The organism is Nitrospira calida (assembly GCF_976986435.1).
Window position 1 is genome coordinate 3,656,443 of the sequence record NZ_OZ335950.1, and the last position, 18,032, is coordinate 3,674,474.

The window sequence follows — 18,032 nt, forward strand, 5'->3', positions numbered from 1 at the left end:
AATCGCTATAAACTGGCAGCCAACAGATTGATCTGTCCGCTACTCGCCATCCACCGGCAAGAATCCATGGCTTATCGCTCGCTGAAACAAGCCGTCACCGATCAGTTGGCTGAGATTCGCGCTTCGGGCCTGTACAAGGCCGAACGGCAAATCTTGGGGCCGCAGGGCGCCCTCGTCCGGGTGGCGCAGGGCGAGGTCATCAATCTCTGCGCGAACAACTATCTGGGATTGGCGAACCACTCCGATGTTCGGCAGGCGGCAATCGACGGGCTCAAGCAACACGGGTACGGAATGGCGTCTGTCCGCTTCATTTGCGGGACGCAGGATCTGCACAAACGCCTCGAGCAGGCGATCAGCACCTTCCTGGGAACCGGCGATACGATCCTCTACAGTTCCTGCTTCGACGCCAACACCGGGCTGTTCGAAACCTTGCTGGACGAGCGGGACGCCGTCATCAGCGATGCGCTGAATCACGCCAGCCTGATCGACGGCATCCGCTTGTGCAAGGCCAAACGGTTCCGCTACGCTCACTCCGACATGAACGATCTGGAGGCGAAGTTGAAGGAGGCGTCCTCTTGTCGGCTCCGACTGATCGCCACCGACGGCGTATTTTCGATGGACGGCGATCCGGCGAAGCTCGACGAGATCGCGGCGCTCGCAGAGCAGTATGACGCGGCCGTTGTCGTGGATGACAGCCACGCGACCGGCGTGCTTGGCAAAGGCGGGCGCGGGACCCCGGACCACTTCGGCGTCGCGGACCGGATCGACCTCATCACCAGCACACTGGGCAAGGCGCTGGGCGGCGCGGCGGGTGGGTTCACCTCGGGACGGAGCGAGATCATCGAATTGCTCCGACAGCGCTCACGTCCCTATCTCTTTTCGAACGCCCTGCCGCCGGTGATCACGGCCGCCGCGCTCCAAGCGCTGAAGCTCGTGGCGCAAGGAGAGGCGCTACGCACCGCCCTCCGCGAGAACACGGCGTTCTTCCGCTCGCAGCTCACCGCGCTCGGCTTCACCCTCATCTCCGGCGACCACCCCATCATCCCGATCATGCTGGGCGAGGCCAAGCTGGCGACACAAATGGCGGACCGCTTGCTCCGGGAAGGGATCTATGTGGTGGGATTCAGTTATCCGGTGGTACCGAAAGGGCAAGCGCGGATTCGTGTGCAGATCTCGGCCGCCCATACGCGGGCGCAGCTCGAACGGGCCGTCCAGGCCTTCGCGGCGGTCGGGCGGGAACTGGGCGTCATCACGTAGCGAGTGTGCTGGTTTGTCTCGTTGGTCGAGTCTCTTGGGTTCGCAATCCGATCAACGAAATAAACCAAACTCACACGCCGATGTTCTTTTTCATTCCCGGATCGCCTTCGCCCGCTTCTGTAGGTAGGCATTGCGCACGGCGGTGTAGAGATCGAGCGTCGCTTCCTCCACTCCTTCGAATGTTTCCAGGTTCAGTGATCGTTCGTTGACGATCTGGCCGGCGCGGGTGCCGAGCTGAGCGAAGGTGGACGTGGTCCGGTTCTTGTGCGCAACCAGCGACGGAACACCTCCCACCTCGACTATGGGAAAGACCAGCCAATTAATGGGGTCAAGCGCGAGGTCGATGACATACCCGACGGCATCCCGGACCGTCAGCGGCGGAAGCAGCGGCAGCACCACATACGGACCGGGCCGGAGCCCATAGACGCCGAGAGTCTGCCCCGAATCTTCATCGGGCGTCTGCCAATGGAACCCGTCCTTCGCGACGTCAAAGAATCCCGCGACGCCTAACGTCGTGTTCACGACAAACCGACCCAGTTCTAAACCAGCTCCTTTAACCTTTCCCTGCGCGAGGTTGTTCACAAACCGCGGGACGAACCGAACGTTATGAAAGAAGTTGCTCACGCTGACCTGCACCCGATCGGGCAAGATGAAGTTGTAGACCTGCGCGACCGGCTTCACCACATATTTGTCGACCTTGCGATTGAACTCGAACATGACGCTGTTGAACGGCTCCCAAGGATCGTACTCTTCCTGTTCGGACAGGACCTCGCCGGGTTTGGCGAAAGGATCATAGAACTCGTCCTGGGTTGTCTGCGGCGGGGATTCGGTCTGCGCGAGGATCGGCTCGCGTTGAGCCATCACGGGCACGACAGGCGCGAGAGGTTGCTCCTTCGTTTGCTCCGACCGCGGCGCTGGATCCAGGAGGATCCCGGAAGAGGCCGATGGCGCGGTCACGGAGAAGTCGAGCCGCTGGTTGAACCGGTCGGCGCAGCCCCCGAACCCGATGGCTATCACTGTCATGCATATCCGGAGCAGTCCTTCGCACCATCGCCGCACGAATTCCTCCTTTCCACTCCTGTTCGCCATCAGGACGCATGGTCGGCCTCATGGCGGTGCCCTACCTTCAGCGGCCGCCGAAGGAAAAATCCTGCGCACTTTACCAGAATGTCGGCGAAAGCGCCAAATAATTACGTATGCTTATCGCGGCACGCGGTCGGCACGGCGGGAAGGCGCGCGCAGGGGCGTCCGCGAGAGCGAAGGTCGCCTGCACGGGAAGAAAAGAGCTACAGCCCGACATGCTCTTTGAGAATGATTGAGTCTCTCAACGACGAGTTCTTGGGCGACAACTCTGTGACTCGCTTGAAGGCCGCCGCGGCGCCTTCATGATCGCCCAATTTGTCTAGCGCCAGGCCGAGGTTGTAATGCGCCTCGGCCAGCCTTTCGTCGGCTTGAACGGCTTTGCGGAACTGTTGCTCTGCGAGATCCCAACGTCGTTCCTTGTAGTGTTCGACGCCGGCGTTGTTGTCGGCCTGCCCTGGTGACGAGGCGGCCGCCAGGATGGGGGCGTCTCCAAGGGGAGTTGTGGCTTCTTTTTTCGGGTTTCCGGGAAGACCGCCCGAATCACAGGCGGCAATCCCAGTCGCCAAACCGAGGGCGACCCCGATCGAGAGCACCACATGTTTCATGTCTTGTCCCTCCTTGTTGCTCGACGTGATCAGCCAGATGTCACGGGAATCTCTTCACACAAGATAGCACGCGGCTCTCGAGGACCTGGGCCCGGTCGTCCACCAATCAGCCTCTCGCATCGACACCCTTAAAAAAACAAGAAGTTCCTACAACATCCTCTGCCTCTCACCTCCTTAAGACGCTCTGGATAAAGGCCTTGAGCCGGGCGAAGTAAGCGGGGCCGCCGACGAATGGGACATTGTTGTGGTCGGCGCCTCGGACGACATAGAACGCCTTCGGTTCCCTCGCTGCTTCGAACACTTGTCGGCCGAGTTGCAGCGGCACCAGCTCATCGCGATCACCGTGCACCACGAGCAGTGGAAGAGAGATATGCGGCAGCCGGTCGATGAGGCGGAACTTCGCGCCAAGCAGCCAGTGCACCGGCAAGCCGAGGTAATGAAACTTGGCGAGCGCCTCGATGGAGGGAAAGCACGATTCCAGAATCAGTCCGGCGGCCGGTTTTCGGGCGGCCACTTCGCCGGCGACGGCCGCGCCGAGAGAGCGGCCGAAAAGGATCAGTCGGTCGGGTCTGACACGGCGGGCGTGGGTCACATACTCGTAGGCGCCGATGCCGTCCTGATAGAGCCCTTCTTCCGAAGGGCGGCCTTCGCTGCGGCCATACCCCCGATAGTCGAACAGAAAGACGGACAACCCGAGGCGGTAGAGCTCCCGCAGATTGTCCAGCCTGTTGATGATGTTGCCCGCGTTGCCATGGCACCAAAGCAAGACCGCCGGCGTCTCCGAAGACTCGACATACCAGCCGAACAGCGTGGTCCCATCGGCTGCCGGGAACCAGACATCCTCCAGCGGGAGCCCGCTAGCCCTGGCCCAATCCCGGTCCTGCCAGGGATCGGGGTGATAGACGAAGAGACTGTCAAGGAGACTCATGCGTGCCGTCGTAGATCCATTGACTTCGCTCGACCATCATCGATTCCTGCCCCTCCTTTTGGTGATTGCCTAATCTGGCCATGATCTCGTATAAGTGCTCGCCTGATTTTGGTTTGTAGGAAAGAAACCTATGTCCGCTTTGTCGCCGCTTGCCCAGAAAGGGCCTCTTGACCGCCCATTGTCCTCGATCATGGCCGGCGTTTGCTGGACGCTTCTATTGTCCGGCTGTTCGATCGCGATGGCTCTTCACGGACACCCGGAACCGAACTTCGACACGCTCCAGGTTGGCGCCACGCGCGAGGACGTGGAGCGGGAGTTCGGCAAGCCGGTTACCACCAAAGATCTCGGCGATGGGAAGCGCGAAGACACCTATCGGTACGAAATGGGCAATACCTCGAACCCAGGACGAGCCGCTGTCTATGGTTATGCCTATCTAACAATTATCGGAATTCTTGGAGAACCAATCTACAGCCTCATTGAACTGTTCCAGGGTCACGATGAAGAGACGAAAGTCGTGTATAGCCAGGACGACAGGGTCCTAGAAACCTCCGGCTATCGACCTCCTCCTCCCTCACCCGCGCTGCAAGCTGCCGAAGAGGGCCAGAGAAAGTTCGTCAAGGCCCCGCCTGCCTCCCGAGCGAGCGGAAGCGATTCGGCGTCTGCTCAAAACCCCGAGGCAGCACAGAAGACTATCGACGCCAAGTTTGGAGAGCTGGCGCACCGCCTCTCAACGAATCTGAAAGGCCGTGGTGTTGTTCGTATCGTCGTCTTACCTGCTCAAGACGCCACCGGGAAAGAGAATAAACCGTTCTGCAATTATGTAACCGAGAAGCTGACCGCCAAATTGCATGAGGATGGCACGGCAACGTTAGTGGAACGATCGCAGTTGTCCAAAGCGACCCAAGAACTGGCCTTAACCCGCACAGGCGGCTTCGACGAGGACTCCGCGATGAAAATAGGCAGGCTGCTGGGCGTCGACGCTGTCGTGACCACATTCTTTGCCGATCTGGGACCGCTCGGCGTTGAAGTCAATTCCAAGGTCGTTCGTGTTGAAACCGGCGAGATCATCGGCGTCGGTGCCGTTGCGCTTCCGCGCGCCACTGTGGAACGGATGTTACAATGACGCCGACGGCACGACGGTAGTCTTGCTTCTTCTGTGCCGGCCTGCCGAGCAGGCACAACAGCCAAACGCCCACAGAGTCCTTCTAAAAGTAACCCTGCACCGTGAACAGCACGTCGTTGTCCCGATCGCGGTGCGTGTACTCCAGGCGGACCGCGAGATTCTGTCCGAGCGTATAACGCTGGCCGACAAACCACCGGACGTCGTCGGACTTGTCGCCGAGTGGATACCGCAGATAGCTGCCCGTCACCATCACCCGCCAGCGATCCGTAAGATCACCGTACATGCCCACCGTCCCCCCTCCACCCACGCGGTGCCGCTCCTCATAAGCGTGGCTCACGTTGGCGTCCGCTTCCGCGAAGGCGAAGTAGACCTCCCGGTTGAGCCATTGGGTTTCCACCGCCGCGCCGATCCCGCCGCTTACATTGCCGTTGCCGCACAACTGGCACTCCCGATGCCGGATAGTTTGATAGCCCGCGCTAATCTTCCACGACGGGGCCTTGAACAGCGCGTCCATCGGCGAGAGGGAGAGCACATTCGCCAGTGTGGCCCGTTCCAGCCTGGTCTGCTCGGCCCGATTGTAGTGCCGCAGACTGAGCGACACGAGCTCGATTTGCGCATCCGGCGTGTAGCCGATTTCGGGATCAAGCAAATCGTGGTAACCCGCCCGGACCGTCACTTCTTCGAACGTGTCATCGTTTCGCCATCCTCCGCCGACGCTCACCCGCGAGGTCTTGTGACCCAGTTCCGGTTGCTTGGCGAAGGGAATGATCTTCAGGTCATCGGGCTGAATCCGCAGCCCGCTTCTCGCCGTGAGAATGGCACGATTCCGCTCTTTGTAGACCGCGGCGTCGGAGTCCCTCGTATCGATCTTATAGCGGAAATAATCCGAAGCAAGGTCCAACAGAAAGGCCTGCCGCTTCGGTGAAAGCTTGGTGAACGCCTCCGATTGAATCAGAGCCACATCTTCAATGAGTCGAGTGGCGAGCCTGCGTTCGGTGTCCGACAGGGTTTCCCGCTTCCGTTTGATGAGCGTGCTGCGGGACGGGCGGTAGGCGATATTGCCGACCAGCCCGGGCTGGGTCGCGACCAGCCGCACCGTGTCGGCCGGCACCGTCCAGAAGAGGAATTGGTCGGTGAGATGCAGGGTCGGATCGGCGTATTCCAGGAGGGAGAGCAGATGATATGAACAATTTTCCTTAAAAAAGAAATAATCGAAATAGGCGTTGCCCAATTCCCACGCGTGCATCAGCAGCCGGCGGATCTGCGGTTGCGTGAAATTGAGCTTGTATTCCCAGATGTCCCGATTCTCGATATCCCGGTACTCTTGCACTTTCAGATAGTACGGAATGGTCGAGAAGTAGCCACGATATCCTCCGAAGATGCCTCGGATCGGATAGGCCAATCCCGCGTCCGGCGGCACGTCCGCCGCATAGTTGATAGTATATGCCAGGATGCGCGTCTGCTCGGTCTGGCCTTGTTGATCGATCCGCATCAGCGTATGGCCGAACATGGAAGCCGGATTGTTCATGAAGGCCGACGGAAAGATGAGCGTGATCGATTCGGCGTTGAATTCGGCCAACCAGCGTTCGAACCGGTCACATCGGATCGGTGCCAGACGCGCGTGATCAAATCGCAGTTTTTCTTTCAGCCAATGGTAGCGGGCGACGAAGGCGCACTGCGCTGGCTGACGCGAGCGTCCAACTAGCTCATCGGAGAAGAATTGGGCCAGCGTAGCCTCTAATTCCGCCTGCGGGTCTGCCTTCCCGTTCGGCGACAGGAAAAAGCCCGGATCGTCCTGTTCGCTGGTATAGCCGCCGAAGAGGTTCTTCCGATAGTGCAGGAGGAGATGCCACTCCCGTTCGTCGGCCAGTTTCATGGCCCGCGCTCGATTGATCAACTCGACGAGATAGGGGTTATCCGCCGGTCCGCCCGCAAGAGCGAGAGTCGCAAGGATGGAAGAGCTGAAGAGGATTGCAACACAGAGACGCAACGGCGTTGCGGAATAAACAATAGAAGATCGTGGAATGAACGGGGCTCCGGCCGGGCGGCCGGAGCCCTTCGCATCGATCAGCGGGTTGACGCTTTGGCGAGAACCAGATGCGCGGCGATGGCATCGTTCAACGCCTTGACCAGCGCCACCGGCGAGGTCTCGCCGGACTGAATCAAGGAGGTGTATCGCTCCTGGGTCAGGGCAAAGAACTCGCCTTGATGCTCCGCCGGCACGCCCATCAGCGTCGCCAGCGACGCCAAATGCTCGCCCTGGCCCTGCGCCATCTCCTGCGAGAGATTGTCAAAGTTGATAGCGGCGAACATCGTCACCTTCTGTTCGCTAAAGATCTGTCCGTCGTTCGTGCATCCGGAAGTGCCCGTGCTAATCCCGAACGTCTGGCTGCCGAACGTCCCGTTGGTGGTGGCCATGAGAACCTGTGGAGCGATGTTCTTTTGGTTTTTATAGTCCGACCAGGCTAGCTTTCCCAACCCGCAACCCGGACCAGTGTCGGGATGGGCGGCGAGCGAAAGACCGGCCTGCGCACAGATAAAAACCAGCGGGACCGACAGCATGAGCAGTTTTCTCAACATAAATCCTCCTCCTTATGGTTAGAGATCTTGCCGCCCGTGCGGCGACAACGCACGTGATTATAGCCCACTACCGAGCAAGCGGTGAGAAAAAAATCCGTCTGCGCGCTCGCTTGGTTCGGTTGCGCTCAACGAGCGGCGATCTCGCACCACCTCGCTTAGCGCACTGCGGCGACTTTGGCCAAGACCGGGTGCGCAGCCATGGCATCCTCGATGGCCTTAATCACCGCCACCGGCGACGCTTCCCCCGCCTCTACCAGCGTTTTGTATTTCTCCTGGGCCATGGTGAAAAACTCGGCTTGATGCTCGGCCGGCACACCCATTAAGGTGGCCAGCGACGCGAGGTGCTCGCCCTGACCCTTGGCCATCTCCTGCGAGAGATTGTCGAACATCGCGAAGACGAAGACGTTGGTCCGTTCTGTTCTCATGATCACGCCGTCGTTCGTGCATCCTGACGTCCCAAAACTGATCCCGAATGTTTGGCTGCCGAAGGTGCCGTTCGTCGTGGCCATCATCACCTGCGGGGCAATCTGCTTCTGCCCCTTGTAGTCTTGCCAGGCCAGTTTTCCCAGACCGCAACCGGGACCGGTGTCCGGATTCCCGGCTGCGAAAGCGTCGAGGGCTTGAACAGTGATCAGCGCGAGCGCGAAGAGCAGCAGCAAGAATTTGTTCATCATGATTTTCCTCCTGTTGTTGTGGTCCGCAGCGTTACGTACACCCGCGGATTCCTGAGCGGTTATACCACAATTGCGTCGACACACAAAGTCAAGAGCTGGCATCCAAGATGCGGACCGATGAAGAGTCGAACCAAGAGAATCGCGCGGCTGACCCGACGTCACTCGGCACGATCCGATAAGGCAATGTGAGCGATCGTGATGCCGCCGTCGATCGCCAGCAAGCCCAGCTCGCGCGAAAGGGTGAAGCATTTCTGGCCGGCGGAGCCGGGAGTGACGAACCGTGTCGCGCAGCCCATGGGGCTGTGAATTAAGCGGGCGCCGGCTTGTTCAGGAACCCTGCTGTCCCGTACCCTCGACTCCATCCCCGTTCTCAAGCCATGTGAAATCTTGCCCGGCCAAGGTCCTTGATTCGATTCAACCAGTTAACTAAACTAGTTTTCTGAACCGCTCTTCTTGACGGAGCCCCACATGCGGATGAAGCCGGTTGAGGTCAGCGCCTTTGAAGCCAAGACTCGCCTTTCGGAGCTGCTGCGAGAAACGGAGGCCGGACGATCCTTTGTGATCCGGCGGCGCGGGAAGGATGTGGCTCAACTGATCCCCCCCCACAAAGGCAGCACGAAATTTTCCCCGAAAGAGGTTGCGGCGTCCTTCAAGGCCGTTCGTCTCCGCCTCAAGGGTCCCCTCAAGGTCCGCGCGCTGATTAAAGAAGGACGCCGCTTCTGATGGAGTGGGTGCTGGACTGTTCCGTGGCGCTGGCATGGGCGCTTCCTGACGAGTCCTCGGCCAAGGCCGACGACTTCCTCGAATCGCTGGAACCGGACGATAAACTCTGGGTTCCGGCTTTGTGGTGGTACGAATTGTCCAATGCACTCGTCGCCGCCCAGCGCCGACAGCGGCTGACCGAGGCCGAGCGCTTACAACTCACTGAACTCTATGAGCTGCTTCCGATCCAGACCGACTCGCATCTGAACCCTGACACAGCCTGGCGATTGCAGGCCATTGCCAAAGCAACAGGCCTATCAGCCTACGACGCTGCGTACCTCGAATTGGCGCAGCGGAAAGGCATCGGGCTCGCCACGCTTGACAAGCGGCTCGGCGGCGTAGCCAAAAAGACGGGTGTCCAAGTGCCCTGAGGTCAGCCTGGGCAGTCCACTCCCGCTCATCCGCGGTTGCGGAACTCCTATCCCCACCAAGCTGTTCTCAGTGTCTGACGGACAATCATCGTTCCTTGCGATCCCTGAGTGGGATGAGTGTGGGCTCTACGTGATCGCCGTCGATCGTGAGCAAACCCAGCCCGCGCGGGAGCGTGAAACGTTTCGGGCCGGCGGAGCCCGGGTTGAACAGCAGCGTCGCGCCGACCCATTCGGCTGTAGGTCGATGGGTGTGGCCGAACACGCAGACGTCAGGGCGCGCTCGCTCCAGAAAGGCGCGCCCGTCGTTGGTGATCTTCCCGCCTTCAAAAACAATGTGCTTGATTGCAATGCGCCGCCCGCCCAGCTCGATCACGGTCTCCGGGGGAAATCCGCTGCGCTCATATCCATCCACATTGCCGGACACGGCAGTGACGGGCGCGAGTCGTTCCAGTTGTTCGATGACGGATTTGCCGCCGATATCACCCGCGTGGAGGATGTGATCGACGTCCCGGAAGTGCCGCAGGATCGCTGGATCGAAGAGCCCGTGGGTATCTGCAATCACGCCGATGCGAAGCATCCCTCGCCCTGGACTCATGACGAGCCTTTCTCGTCCTGCCTCAGAGACTCCTGAACTCTGCGCCACTCGAAACCGAATGGCTCCGGCGTCTGAGGGGGCAGCGACGCCGCTTCCGCCTTCAGTCGCTCCGCCCGTGCGGCGCTCATCGGGTGCGTCGAGAGCAGCTCGACGCGCCCGCTTTCCGATTCGGAGAGCCGCTCGAAGAACCGGATCATGCCGTCCGGCGCAATCCTAGCCCGGTGGAGCAGCTTCAGCCCGGTCACGTCCGCCTCCGTCTCTTGCTCGCGACTGAATTTCAGAGTCAGCAGTTCGACGCCCAGTTGCTTCGCCAGCCCGATCAGGCCCTGCTGATCACCGACCAGGATCGTGACCACCGCCACGATCCCCAATGTTTTAACGATCCGCTCCAGCCCATGGCGCTGGAGCACATGATTGAGTTCATGACTCAACACCCCTGCGACCTCTTCCGGACTCTCGGCTTTCTTCAGCAGTCCAGTGAATACCACCACATACCCGCCCGGCAGAGCGAAGGCGTTCACGATGTCGCTCCGGACCACCGTGACGTGAAACGTGTAGGGATTGTCGGGAATGGGTGCTGTCAGCCGCTTGGTGATCTCCCGGACCGCCTCGACCGCCGGTCCACCGGCTACCACGGTCTGTCCGGCCAGGAGGTCGCGCTGCGCCGCCTCCCCAATTTTCTGCTCCCACTCCACAGGAATGCGACTTACAGCCAGCGACACGAGGGTGTCGAACCCGAACCACAGGGTCAGCAATAACGCCGACAGCGAACCGGCCGCCACCGCGATAACGAGGCGCCGGCTCCGCCGCGAGCGTCGCACGTGCTCTGCGGTCCGCTCCAGATAGTCCCTCAGCTCCGGCGGAGCAGATTGTCGAAAGGCGATGATGACCGTCGGATCTTTCAGATAGACCGTCCGCCCCATCCCGTTCGCGGTCCACTGCAAGACGAGGTGATCGTGATCGAACCCGCCCGCTCCGATCGAGAGCGCTGAGAAGGGGATGGCTTCCGCCGCGACGCGATTGGATCCATCGGTGAATTCGATTGATAGTCCGTCTGGACCCACGGCGACATGGCAAGGCACTCCCGCGGCCGGCAGGTCATGGCCGAAACAGAGGGCGTTGGGTGTGTGAGTCATGGGAGAGCGGGGGAATAGCGGTGTACTGGGGGAGCGGGTCCAGCGCGTGTGCACATACCAGCACGAAGGATTGCTCGCCTTTCCATCCCGGCGCCCTCTTTCTTGTTACCCATTTCCCCTCTATTCGGAGACCGGTATGAACTGCCTGATCCAGGCACCGAACCCACTGGGATTGCGACTTTGAATGTAGATGACGCCGGGGCCGCGGAACCGGCAGACGAATCCTTCGCCGGAGGTGAAACTGGCGATCCAACCCGCCGCGGCCTTTTCGATGCTGTAGGTCGTGGTGGCTGTCCATGCGACGAGATGACTGTTGTCCACGATGTATTCTTCGTCCGGTTTAAGCTCGACCTTGTGAATCGCGCCGAAGCTGTTCAGGATCAATTGCCCGATTCCACCGATTCTCAGAATGAAGAATCCTTCGCCACCGAGCAAACCTCGGCTGAGGCTCTGCATCTGGCTGTCGATCCTGACATCCTGCGCTCCGGCCAGAAATCCATCCTTCTGGACTAGGTACTCACTCACCCCATCGAGATCGAGAACGACAATGTCGCCGGGAACGGTAGGGGCCAACAACACCTCTCCGGCCCCGCGCGTCGCCCGGAGCGTCTGGAAGAAGAATTTTTCTCCAGTGAGGAGCTTGCGGGAAAGCGCGCCCAGCAAGCCTCCTTCCATCTTGCTCTCGACATCGATGGTCGGAGACGCCGCTACCATGGCGCCGGACTCCGCCTTCACGCTTTCCCCCGCCGCTAAATAGACACGCACCATTGGAAACGCACCCGGATACAAAATTTCGCTTTTCATTACGAGTCTCCTTCAAGACGCCGAGAGTTACGAGGCGTGCAGCAATAGGAAAGTCTTCTTCCACTTCCGGCCTATTGCCTCTCACCCATAGTTTCTAGCCCACAACCCACCCATAGAGTCGATGGCTCGGCTTCGGTCCTTCTTCCAGATAGGTCATTCTGATACGGCTTACGTAATCCTTTGGGATTTCGTTCCGCTTGGCGTGGACGTCCACCCCGAACACACGCGCCGCGTTCAAGCCGAAGATCTGCGCTTTCAGCTCGCGCGTAAGCGGACGGTAGCGGTGCTTCTCGATCAACTGATCAGGAATCTGGAACCGGCGGAACGCCTCGATCTGCCATTGCGGCGTGCCGTACCAAATCGAATCGGTCCCCCAGAGAACATGATCTGCACCGAACGCGTCGATGATCTGGCCGAGCAAATGCGCGCAGATGAGCGGATGGGTGATCACTAACTGGCCGAACGTCGAACCGAGTTCCATGTAGATGTTGCGAATGCCCGGCTCGGCGCGCTTCATTCGGCAGAATTCGCTCGTCCACGGAATCTCGCCGGTTTTCGTGAAGGTCTCTTCGACGGAGGCGGCGCCCTTGAACCCCGAGTGGTACACCAGGAAGGCGATATCCGGAAAATCCTTGGCCGCCTTGATCAGGTCGCGTGGGTGATTGTAGTCCTCGACCGGTCCGAGCGGAAGCCCTTTATGAACGCAGACACGAGGCACACCGAGCTTCTTCGCCTTCTCTAGCATCGGGTAGGCGAGCTTCTCATCGTCCATCCACCACCCGTGCTCGACCCCCTTGGGCGGCGAACCGGTGTAACACTTCCATGCGTCTACCCTCAAGGTGCCCGCCTGCATCTCCATGAAGTCCAGGTCCGCCCGGCCAAGCTGAGGAGTCGCCAGCCCATGCGCCAGCATCCGTTGCGAACCGGCGACGCGGTTGATCTCGTCCCGGATATGGGCCATCTCTTTCGGCGGGACCACCGCTTCCTGCGGGTAGGGTCCCGGCGGCGTGCTGATCAGCCCGACGGCCGTCTCACTGTCCAGGAAGACCTCCTTGATGAAGTTCTCCCACGAAAGATCGTCGATCGTGCCTTTATCGCCGCCCAACTTCGGGTTCAGCCCCGCTTCGCGCACCCGTCGGCGCAATCCCAGCAGGGCCTGTTTGGTCACCGCCCCTTTGCGTTTCGTTTCGGCATCCGCGGGATCATAGTGCGCCCCGACATAATGTGTTTGGACGTCGAAGATGAAGTACGGATCGCCCTGCCGCTCGGCGAACGCGGCGGCCTCGACCGCCTCAATATCGAGCACGTCAAAGAACCTCCCGAACACGGCGTTCATCGCGAGCAAGGCCGCAGCCATGCCGCCCGTGGTTCTGAGAAAGTCCCGGCGTGTGACCCCTAATCGGCGCGAGGCTTCGTCCGCAAGCGACGTGATCAAGGATTCGACTCTCGCTTGAGCCTGCGTCTGAGGCGGAGGGTTGAACTCCTCGTTAGAAACGATCCTGGTTGGAATGGGCGAAAGTGACACGCTGCCTTGCTTCATGCCAGGCTTGCACCGAAATCCTCCGCGATGTCGCATGGCCGTGCTCCTTGATCGGTCGGAAGCGAATTCGACGCCAGATTGTGTGGAATGCGCCGAGGCCTGTCAAGACATCCCCTAAACGGGGAACCGGCCGGCATGAGAAGATCAGCCCTCTACGTAATTGGTCCGCCTTGACGCTCAAGATTTCGAGGAGCATGTTGTTTATGATGTTGCTCTCGACCCTGGGGAGTCATCTCGTCATGAAACCGGGGTAAACGAAGTCAGGCACCTTGGAATTCGATCAGGTCAGAGAGTGATGCGTGTGCCTTCTCGGGGCCGACCTTGAGAAGGCTTTTTTGTTTTCACAAAAGGAGGTCTCCCATGAGGTTCTCACTTGTCGCCGTCGCGGCGGTCATCAGCGGGGGGTTCTGCGCATCCGTTGCGCTGGCCAATCCCGCGATGCTGCCCAAGCACCCTGGGTATCCGATGGGAAAGGCGGTCAGTCCGGTCACGGGACAACCTTTGGCGAACGATCCCGGCCAGACCAATGCAAGCGGTGAAAAGGCGGCACTCGAAGCCGCGGCGTTCGACGACAGCCATGTCGTCCAGAATCTCGTGGACCCGAACAATCAGCGGGTGCTAAAGAAAGAGGGCGCAGGAATCCTGCCGAAGGTGCAGGGTCCTGAGATCAAGATCGAACCGCCGGTGAAAGAAGCCACGAAAGTGACTGCAACTCCGTAGAGGCAGACAACTACGAGGCCGCTCGATAGCTCCCGATTGAGGCGGAAGGAGCAACACGGGGGAGCAGCACAGTCACATCAAGTCGAGGATCGCCGTCGTCGTCCTTCCCGTCTTTGCCGACACTGTACAGGAGGTTCTTCTTGGTACTGAGCAGCATCGGCAACCCGGTGAACGGATCGTAAACGCTCTGGCCCGCTTTGGCAATACGTGCCAAGAGATCGGCGCCGTGCGGGCTTTGTCTAATCCAGGCCTGGAGGCTAGCCAGCCGAAGACGCGCATCGGTTTCCAGTACCCGATTCCTGTACAGGTCCCACGGAGGCAAGGGCTCCAGGCCTACCACGTTATCGATCGGATTCAGCAGGTAATCTAGCCAGCCCTGCGGGGGAGTCCTGACATAGCTGTAAAGCTTGGGCGCGAACGCGCGCGGGCCCTCGCCATGTTTCATCGCCGCCTCGTAATACTCGGCGTACGCGTTCAGCCGCTTTTGCTTAGGAAGCGGCATCGCTGCCACGACTGCCACGTAGAGCGGTCGATCCTCGGGGGGTTCTCGCTTGAGACTGGGATCGGCGGTCTTTGAGGCGATCGTGAACTGACTTTGCATCGGCCAGCGCAGCGACTGCTCGACCTGATCCAGCGGCCGAACCATTTTCATCAACTGGGGCACGAATTTTTCTTCCAGGTCAAGCCGTGTCAAGAGACCCGAGATAACCGCAACATCGTCATTGAGCGCATCGACCGCCATCATTTTGATGGGCAAAGTTCTGGCCTGAGCCAGCGCTGTTCGCCATGCAGCCAGGTCCCCTTCCAACCGGGCGATACCCAACTCGACGTTTTCCGAAAACCCTTCGGCGACATAGAGTCGATGGGCAGTCAGGATCGCGGAACAGTTCGGGCTCACGAGTCGGCCATAGCCCCAGTCCTCGAACGGCAGCTTCAGCCACCGACGATACCGTTCGAGCGATGCTCCATATTGCGAAAGCCAGGTTCTGATCCCGCCGGCCTGATTCTTGAACAGCGCGGCAGGGTCGGACGTCCGAAACCAACTCGAGATGGCGCTGGCCGATGCCGTTCCTTGGACCGCAAACATCGTTGCCCCGTCCCCTCCTGTGCAGGACTTGGAAAGTTCGAGATCGGCGGCTGTGAACTTTCTCTCGTAGCCGGTCTGCATAGGATCACGAGAGGGGTCGGCATCGAATCCCAGGAGCAGAAGGTATCCGTTCTTTCCGGGATCAAGTCCTGTCCGCTCGGGGGCACTACCACTGAGGTTGTGGAAGGCGTTGCTGGGCCGCTCTTCCATCACAATCCAGGTCAACCCGATCAAACCGCCCCCTACGGCCAGCCCTGCCATGCCGGTTACGGTGAGCATCAGCAGCGACATCACGAGCGAGTGCATCGTGGCGAGGCTATTCCGGACAAACGCCATGACGCCCAGGCGGAAACGTGCCAGAGTCAATGGCAGCCATCCCCGCGCCTTCTGAGGCGTGGACACTGATGCCGGCGTCGCCGTGGCTCGTCCTTTCGCACCCCCGAACAACACATCGACAGCCGACAGCACGCTCTTGCCGGAGTCTGCTTGATTACGCGCCACAGCGGTATCGGGGGCGATTCCACCGTGAGGGGTCGCGGCGGAAACCAATGGTGGAGCCATCGGCGTCGATTCTGCGGTCACATCCCTGAGATGAGGCGTTGTTTCTGTTGGTTCGGCGGAAACGAAACGGATCGTTTCTTCTTCGGAAACAAAAACACTGTCCTGTGATCGCGGCTCGACTGCTATTCCTCCGCCGACAGAAAGTTCGAACAGCGAGAGATCCTCTCGGTTGGCACTCGGCCCCACTTGGTCGGAATGCCGCCGTGAGTCGAGGTCCTGCCTTTCTTGTAACGCAGTCTCAGCAGCCGGAAGAAGTTCAATCGACTCCACGCCTCCGTCTGCCTTTTCCTTCAGGCGGAATTCGTGCGCAGTCGAGGACTTCTCTTGAAGAACAAGACTGTCTTGCCGAACAACACTCTGCTCAACCTCGGTCGCAGCAATCGGGAGCCCCATTGGATGATCCGCGAGATGTCCTTCAGGCTTGCCCGCAACCGGCTCGACGACGGATTCCAGCACCCGCAGAGGCTCCGAAGAAGAGCCTGCCTCCGGCTCCGGTCTTAAGGAAACGGGCGGCGACTCCCAAATTGGTGAGACCGTTTGCTCGGTCTCAGGCAGTTTCGACCCTGGAGCTTCCGGCTGACTTCCCGGGACCGTCTCTTCCGTTGAATCGGTTTCGTCAACTACCGGAACTCCGGCATCAGCCCGTTCCCCTCCAATCTGTCCAATTGTCGACTCCCGCCCCTTGGGATCGGCGCCCGAGGCTTCACCGTTCGCCCCAATCGTTCCCGGCTCCGATTGGGGAATCGACACTGCCGTCTCCTCTACCTGTTCCCACGGCATTGGAGCCGCCAACGTGTCCACGCCAGCAGCAGATTGGATCGCCGCCTCCGCGACCGGCACACTCGAGAATCCGGACGCAACGGACAGCGATGTCGTTTCACCGATCGGGCTCGATAGCTGGTCGCCTTCTGACTTTTCACGGGCCGGGGCAGTCGGCTGGGTATCCGGCGTGCGCACGGCGGGGAGTACGAGGGACATATCTGCCGGTACACTCGGGTCGGCCACGTCTTTGGCGGAAGCGGTGAGATCAGTTCGTTCGCTGTCGGGGGCAGGCGTTTCCCCTGACGTGAAGGTCACTGAAGCGCTTTGGCCTTCACCCGACTCACTCTCGGATGATCCGCACTCCGGTGAGGGCGTTGATTCTTGACTCTCCCTGCCGGGCAACCCCTCTGACTCCCTTTCGATACGAACGGATGACTCCGCCTCTCCCTCGGTTGCTTCCCAGGGAAGACCAACAGAAGCGTCGTTCTGATGGACTCCCTCGCGAACCCATGAGCTACTCGGCTGCGTCTCGGATCCGTCGGCCGACTCTCCGGACGCACGATCATGGGATTTCACAGCCAATTCGCCTGTTCTGGCATCGAACATGGGGGCCAGTCTAAAGGCGATGGGACTTGCGGGGGCCAACTGGCGGATCTTGGCATAGAGCTCGGCGGCCCGTTGCGGATGGTCAGGATCCGGATCCTCGACCAGAACCTCAATGGCTTTCCCGTATTCAGCGACCGCAGCCATCGGGTCGCCCTTCTCTTCGTACACGTGGCCGAGTAATTCCAGAAACGGGACACAACGCGGGCCGGCGGCCAGATATTCTCTGAGCAGCGACTCGGCGAGCCAATAGTCCTGACGCTGCAACGCCTCCATCGCCAGTGACTCGAATGCCGCTCGAGCCGTCATGAGGCTGCCCAGCCTGAGGTGAAGGGTGGCGAAAAGCCGGCGCGCTTCAAGATTCTGGGGATCGAGAGCCAGCAGTTCCTTCAACACAGCAGACGACCGGCCGTACTTACCGGCGTTCATCTGTGTGACGGCTTCTTCAAAAAGAGCGGTTTTCTTGCTGAACCCAACGACACCCTTCTTGGGGGCCCGGGGAGGTGCCTTCTTCGAAGATCGTTTATCTGTTCGCACAGTACAACCTTAGCAGATACCAGGAAGGGAAGAAGAAGCTGCTGTTTCTTCCGTCTCTATACTTCATCGGTCGGTCCGACGAAGTTTGCAGCTTTTCAAGAAGAGATCCACATTCAAATGCAAACTCGGTACCGGAAATGGTTTGGCGTTGAACTGTAACAACTCTCATTCTCATCAATGAGTTGTACAGTGACTGTTGTTCGGTCCCGCTCGCCGTGTGGGTTGCTCTGTACAGGGGGAAGCGAGATCAACACGATTTTTCGCGCCTCAAACCTGTCGGTACTTTTCATTCACTGGCCATCCT

General features: G+C 59.9%; 17 protein-coding genes. 5 read left to right on the forward strand and 12 right to left on the reverse strand.

Features of this window, described 5'->3' with window-relative positions; genetic code table 11:
• Nucleotides 1–66 precede the first annotated feature (66 nt).
• Nucleotides 67–1,257 (forward strand): glycine C-acetyltransferase, encoded by a 1,191-nt coding sequence (locus ACWHTU_RS17810; protein ID WP_447860753.1) that lies wholly within the window; start codon nt 67–69, stop codon nt 1,255–1,257.
• Nucleotides 1,258–1,347: 90 nt separating this feature from the next.
• Here ACWHTU_RS17810 and ACWHTU_RS17815 read toward each other — a convergent pair whose 3' ends face one another.
• From ACWHTU_RS17815 to ACWHTU_RS17825, 3 genes are all read right to left on the reverse strand, one after another.
• A complete protein-coding gene (locus tag ACWHTU_RS17815; RefSeq protein ID WP_447860754.1) occupies nt 1,348–2,280 on the reverse strand; it encodes an MlaA family lipoprotein in 933 nt (310 codons plus the stop codon).
• Nucleotides 2,281–2,543: 263 nt separating this feature from the next.
• The gene (locus ACWHTU_RS17820; protein ID WP_447860755.1) at nt 2,544–2,945 is read right to left on the reverse strand and encodes a tetratricopeptide repeat protein; all 402 of its coding nucleotides are present in this window, start codon (nt 2,943–2,945) and stop codon (nt 2,544–2,546) included.
• A 166-nt stretch (nt 2,946–3,111) separates the two neighbouring features.
• A complete protein-coding gene (locus ACWHTU_RS17825) occupies nt 3,112–3,873 on the reverse strand; it encodes an alpha/beta hydrolase (RefSeq protein ID WP_447860756.1) in 762 nt (253 codons plus the stop codon).
• Nucleotides 3,874–4,003: 130 nt separating this feature from the next.
• Between ACWHTU_RS17825 and ACWHTU_RS17830 the strand changes: the two genes are divergently transcribed.
• Nucleotides 4,004–4,996: a CsgG/HfaB family protein gene (locus ACWHTU_RS17830; protein WP_447860757.1), complete on the forward strand. Its 993-nt coding sequence runs from the start codon at nt 4,004–4,006 to the stop codon at nt 4,994–4,996.
• Between the two features lie 82 nt (nt 4,997–5,078).
• Here ACWHTU_RS17830 and ACWHTU_RS17835 read toward each other — a convergent pair whose 3' ends face one another.
• The 4 genes from ACWHTU_RS17835 to ACWHTU_RS17850 form a co-directional block, all read right to left on the reverse strand.
• Complete coding sequence (locus ACWHTU_RS17835; RefSeq protein WP_447860758.1) at nt 5,079–6,872, reverse strand: Lnb N-terminal periplasmic domain-containing protein; 1,794 nt, start codon at nt 6,870–6,872, stop codon at nt 5,079–5,081.
• Between the two features lie 191 nt (nt 6,873–7,063).
• Nucleotides 7,064–7,576: a DUF3015 domain-containing protein gene (locus ACWHTU_RS17840; RefSeq protein WP_447860759.1), complete on the reverse strand. Its 513-nt coding sequence runs from the start codon at nt 7,574–7,576 to the stop codon at nt 7,064–7,066.
• A 155-nt stretch (nt 7,577–7,731) separates the two neighbouring features.
• The gene (locus ACWHTU_RS17845) at nt 7,732–8,250 is read right to left on the reverse strand and encodes a DUF3015 domain-containing protein (protein ID WP_447860760.1); all 519 of its coding nucleotides are present in this window, start codon (nt 8,248–8,250) and stop codon (nt 7,732–7,734) included.
• Nucleotides 8,251–8,408: 158 nt separating this feature from the next.
• Complete coding sequence (locus ACWHTU_RS17850; protein ID WP_447860761.1) at nt 8,409–8,612, reverse strand: hypothetical protein; 204 nt, start codon at nt 8,610–8,612, stop codon at nt 8,409–8,411.
• Between the two features lie 106 nt (nt 8,613–8,718).
• Here ACWHTU_RS17850 and ACWHTU_RS17855 point away from each other — a divergent pair, with 106 nt between their 5' ends.
• Nucleotides 8,719–8,973 carry a type II toxin-antitoxin system Phd/YefM family antitoxin gene (locus tag ACWHTU_RS17855; RefSeq protein WP_447860762.1) on the forward strand — a complete coding sequence of 85 codons (255 nt, stop codon included), beginning with the start codon at nt 8,719–8,721 and terminating at the stop codon, nt 8,971–8,973.
• Nucleotides 8,973–9,383: a type II toxin-antitoxin system VapC family toxin gene (locus ACWHTU_RS17860; RefSeq protein ID WP_447860763.1), complete on the forward strand. Its 411-nt coding sequence runs from the start codon at nt 8,973–8,975 to the stop codon at nt 9,381–9,383. The genes ACWHTU_RS17855 and ACWHTU_RS17860 overlap by 1 nt, the downstream gene beginning before the upstream one ends.
• A gap of 85 nt (nt 9,384–9,468) precedes the next feature.
• Here the strand turns inward: ACWHTU_RS17860 and ACWHTU_RS17865 are convergent, their stop codons facing one another.
• The 4 genes from ACWHTU_RS17865 to ACWHTU_RS17880 form a co-directional block, all read right to left on the reverse strand.
• The gene (locus ACWHTU_RS17865) at nt 9,469–9,978 is read right to left on the reverse strand and encodes a metallophosphoesterase family protein (protein WP_447860764.1); all 510 of its coding nucleotides are present in this window, start codon (nt 9,976–9,978) and stop codon (nt 9,469–9,471) included.
• Nucleotides 9,975–11,114, reverse strand: coding sequence for a M48 family metallopeptidase (locus tag ACWHTU_RS17870; protein WP_447860765.1), 1,140 nt, complete (start codon nt 11,112–11,114; stop codon nt 9,975–9,977). The genes ACWHTU_RS17865 and ACWHTU_RS17870 overlap by 4 nt, the downstream gene beginning before the upstream one ends.
• Before the next feature lie 120 nt (nt 11,115–11,234).
• Nucleotides 11,235–11,918: a TIGR00266 family protein gene (locus tag ACWHTU_RS17875; RefSeq protein WP_447860766.1), complete on the reverse strand. Its 684-nt coding sequence runs from the start codon at nt 11,916–11,918 to the stop codon at nt 11,235–11,237.
• Between the two features lie 94 nt (nt 11,919–12,012).
• Nucleotides 12,013–13,494, reverse strand: coding sequence for an amidohydrolase family protein (locus ACWHTU_RS17880; RefSeq protein WP_447860767.1), 1,482 nt, complete (start codon nt 13,492–13,494; stop codon nt 12,013–12,015).
• 324 nt (nt 13,495–13,818) lie between these two features.
• Between ACWHTU_RS17880 and ACWHTU_RS17885 the strand changes: the two genes are divergently transcribed.
• Nucleotides 13,819–14,178, forward strand: a complete 360-nt coding sequence (locus tag ACWHTU_RS17885) for a hypothetical protein (protein WP_447860768.1) — start codon at nt 13,819–13,821, stop codon at nt 14,176–14,178.
• A gap of 10 nt (nt 14,179–14,188) precedes the next feature.
• Here ACWHTU_RS17885 and ACWHTU_RS17890 read toward each other — a convergent pair whose 3' ends face one another.
• Nucleotides 14,189–17,620, reverse strand: a complete 3,432-nt coding sequence (locus tag ACWHTU_RS17890) for a tetratricopeptide repeat protein (RefSeq protein ID WP_447860769.1) — start codon at nt 17,618–17,620, stop codon at nt 14,189–14,191.
• Between the last annotated feature and the right edge of the window lie 412 nt (nt 17,621–18,032).

Bases quoted from the DNA above. Each gene is read 5' to 3' on its own strand.
- ACWHTU_RS17830 (WP_447860757.1), top strand. From the start codon at position 4,004: ATGTCCGCTTTGTCGCCGCTTGCCCAGAAAGGGCCTCTTGACCGCCCA.
- ACWHTU_RS17890 (WP_447860769.1), bottom strand. From the start codon at position 17,620: ATGAACGCCGGTAAGTACGGCCGGTCGTCTGCTGTGTTGAAGGAACTG.
- ACWHTU_RS17885 (WP_447860768.1), top strand. From the start codon at position 13,819: ATGAGGTTCTCACTTGTCGCCGTCGCGGCGGTCATCAGCGGGGGGTTC.
- ACWHTU_RS17820 (WP_447860755.1), bottom strand. From the start codon at position 2,945: ATGAAACATGTGGTGCTCTCGATCGGGGTCGCCCTCGGTTTGGCGACT.
- ACWHTU_RS17855 (WP_447860762.1), top strand. From the start codon at position 8,719: ATGCGGATGAAGCCGGTTGAGGTCAGCGCCTTTGAAGCCAAGACTCGC.
- ACWHTU_RS17850 (WP_447860761.1), bottom strand. From the start codon at position 8,612: ATGGAGTCGAGGGTACGGGACAGCAGGGTTCCTGAACAAGCCGGCGCC.
- ACWHTU_RS17860 (WP_447860763.1), top strand. From the start codon at position 8,973: ATGGAGTGGGTGCTGGACTGTTCCGTGGCGCTGGCATGGGCGCTTCCT.
- ACWHTU_RS17865 (WP_447860764.1), bottom strand. From the start codon at position 9,978: ATGAGTCCAGGGCGAGGGATGCTTCGCATCGGCGTGATTGCAGATACC.
- ACWHTU_RS17870 (WP_447860765.1), bottom strand. From the start codon at position 11,114: ATGACTCACACACCCAACGCCCTCTGTTTCGGCCATGACCTGCCGGCC.
- ACWHTU_RS17845 (WP_447860760.1), bottom strand. From the start codon at position 8,250: ATGATGAACAAATTCTTGCTGCTGCTCTTCGCGCTCGCGCTGATCACT.
- ACWHTU_RS17815 (WP_447860754.1), bottom strand. From the start codon at position 2,280: ATGACAGTGATAGCCATCGGGTTCGGGGGCTGCGCCGACCGGTTCAAC.
- ACWHTU_RS17825 (WP_447860756.1), bottom strand. From the start codon at position 3,873: ATGAGTCTCCTTGACAGTCTCTTCGTCTATCACCCCGATCCCTGGCAG.
- ACWHTU_RS17875 (WP_447860766.1), bottom strand. From the start codon at position 11,918: ATGAAAAGCGAAATTTTGTATCCGGGTGCGTTTCCAATGGTGCGTGTC.
- ACWHTU_RS17840 (WP_447860759.1), bottom strand. From the start codon at position 7,576: ATGTTGAGAAAACTGCTCATGCTGTCGGTCCCGCTGGTTTTTATCTGT.
- ACWHTU_RS17835 (WP_447860758.1), bottom strand. From the start codon at position 6,872: ATGAAACTGGCCGACGAACGGGAGTGGCATCTCCTCCTGCACTATCGG.
- ACWHTU_RS17810 (WP_447860753.1), top strand. From the start codon at position 67: ATGGCTTATCGCTCGCTGAAACAAGCCGTCACCGATCAGTTGGCTGAG.
- ACWHTU_RS17880 (WP_447860767.1), bottom strand. From the start codon at position 13,494: ATGCGACATCGCGGAGGATTTCGGTGCAAGCCTGGCATGAAGCAAGGC.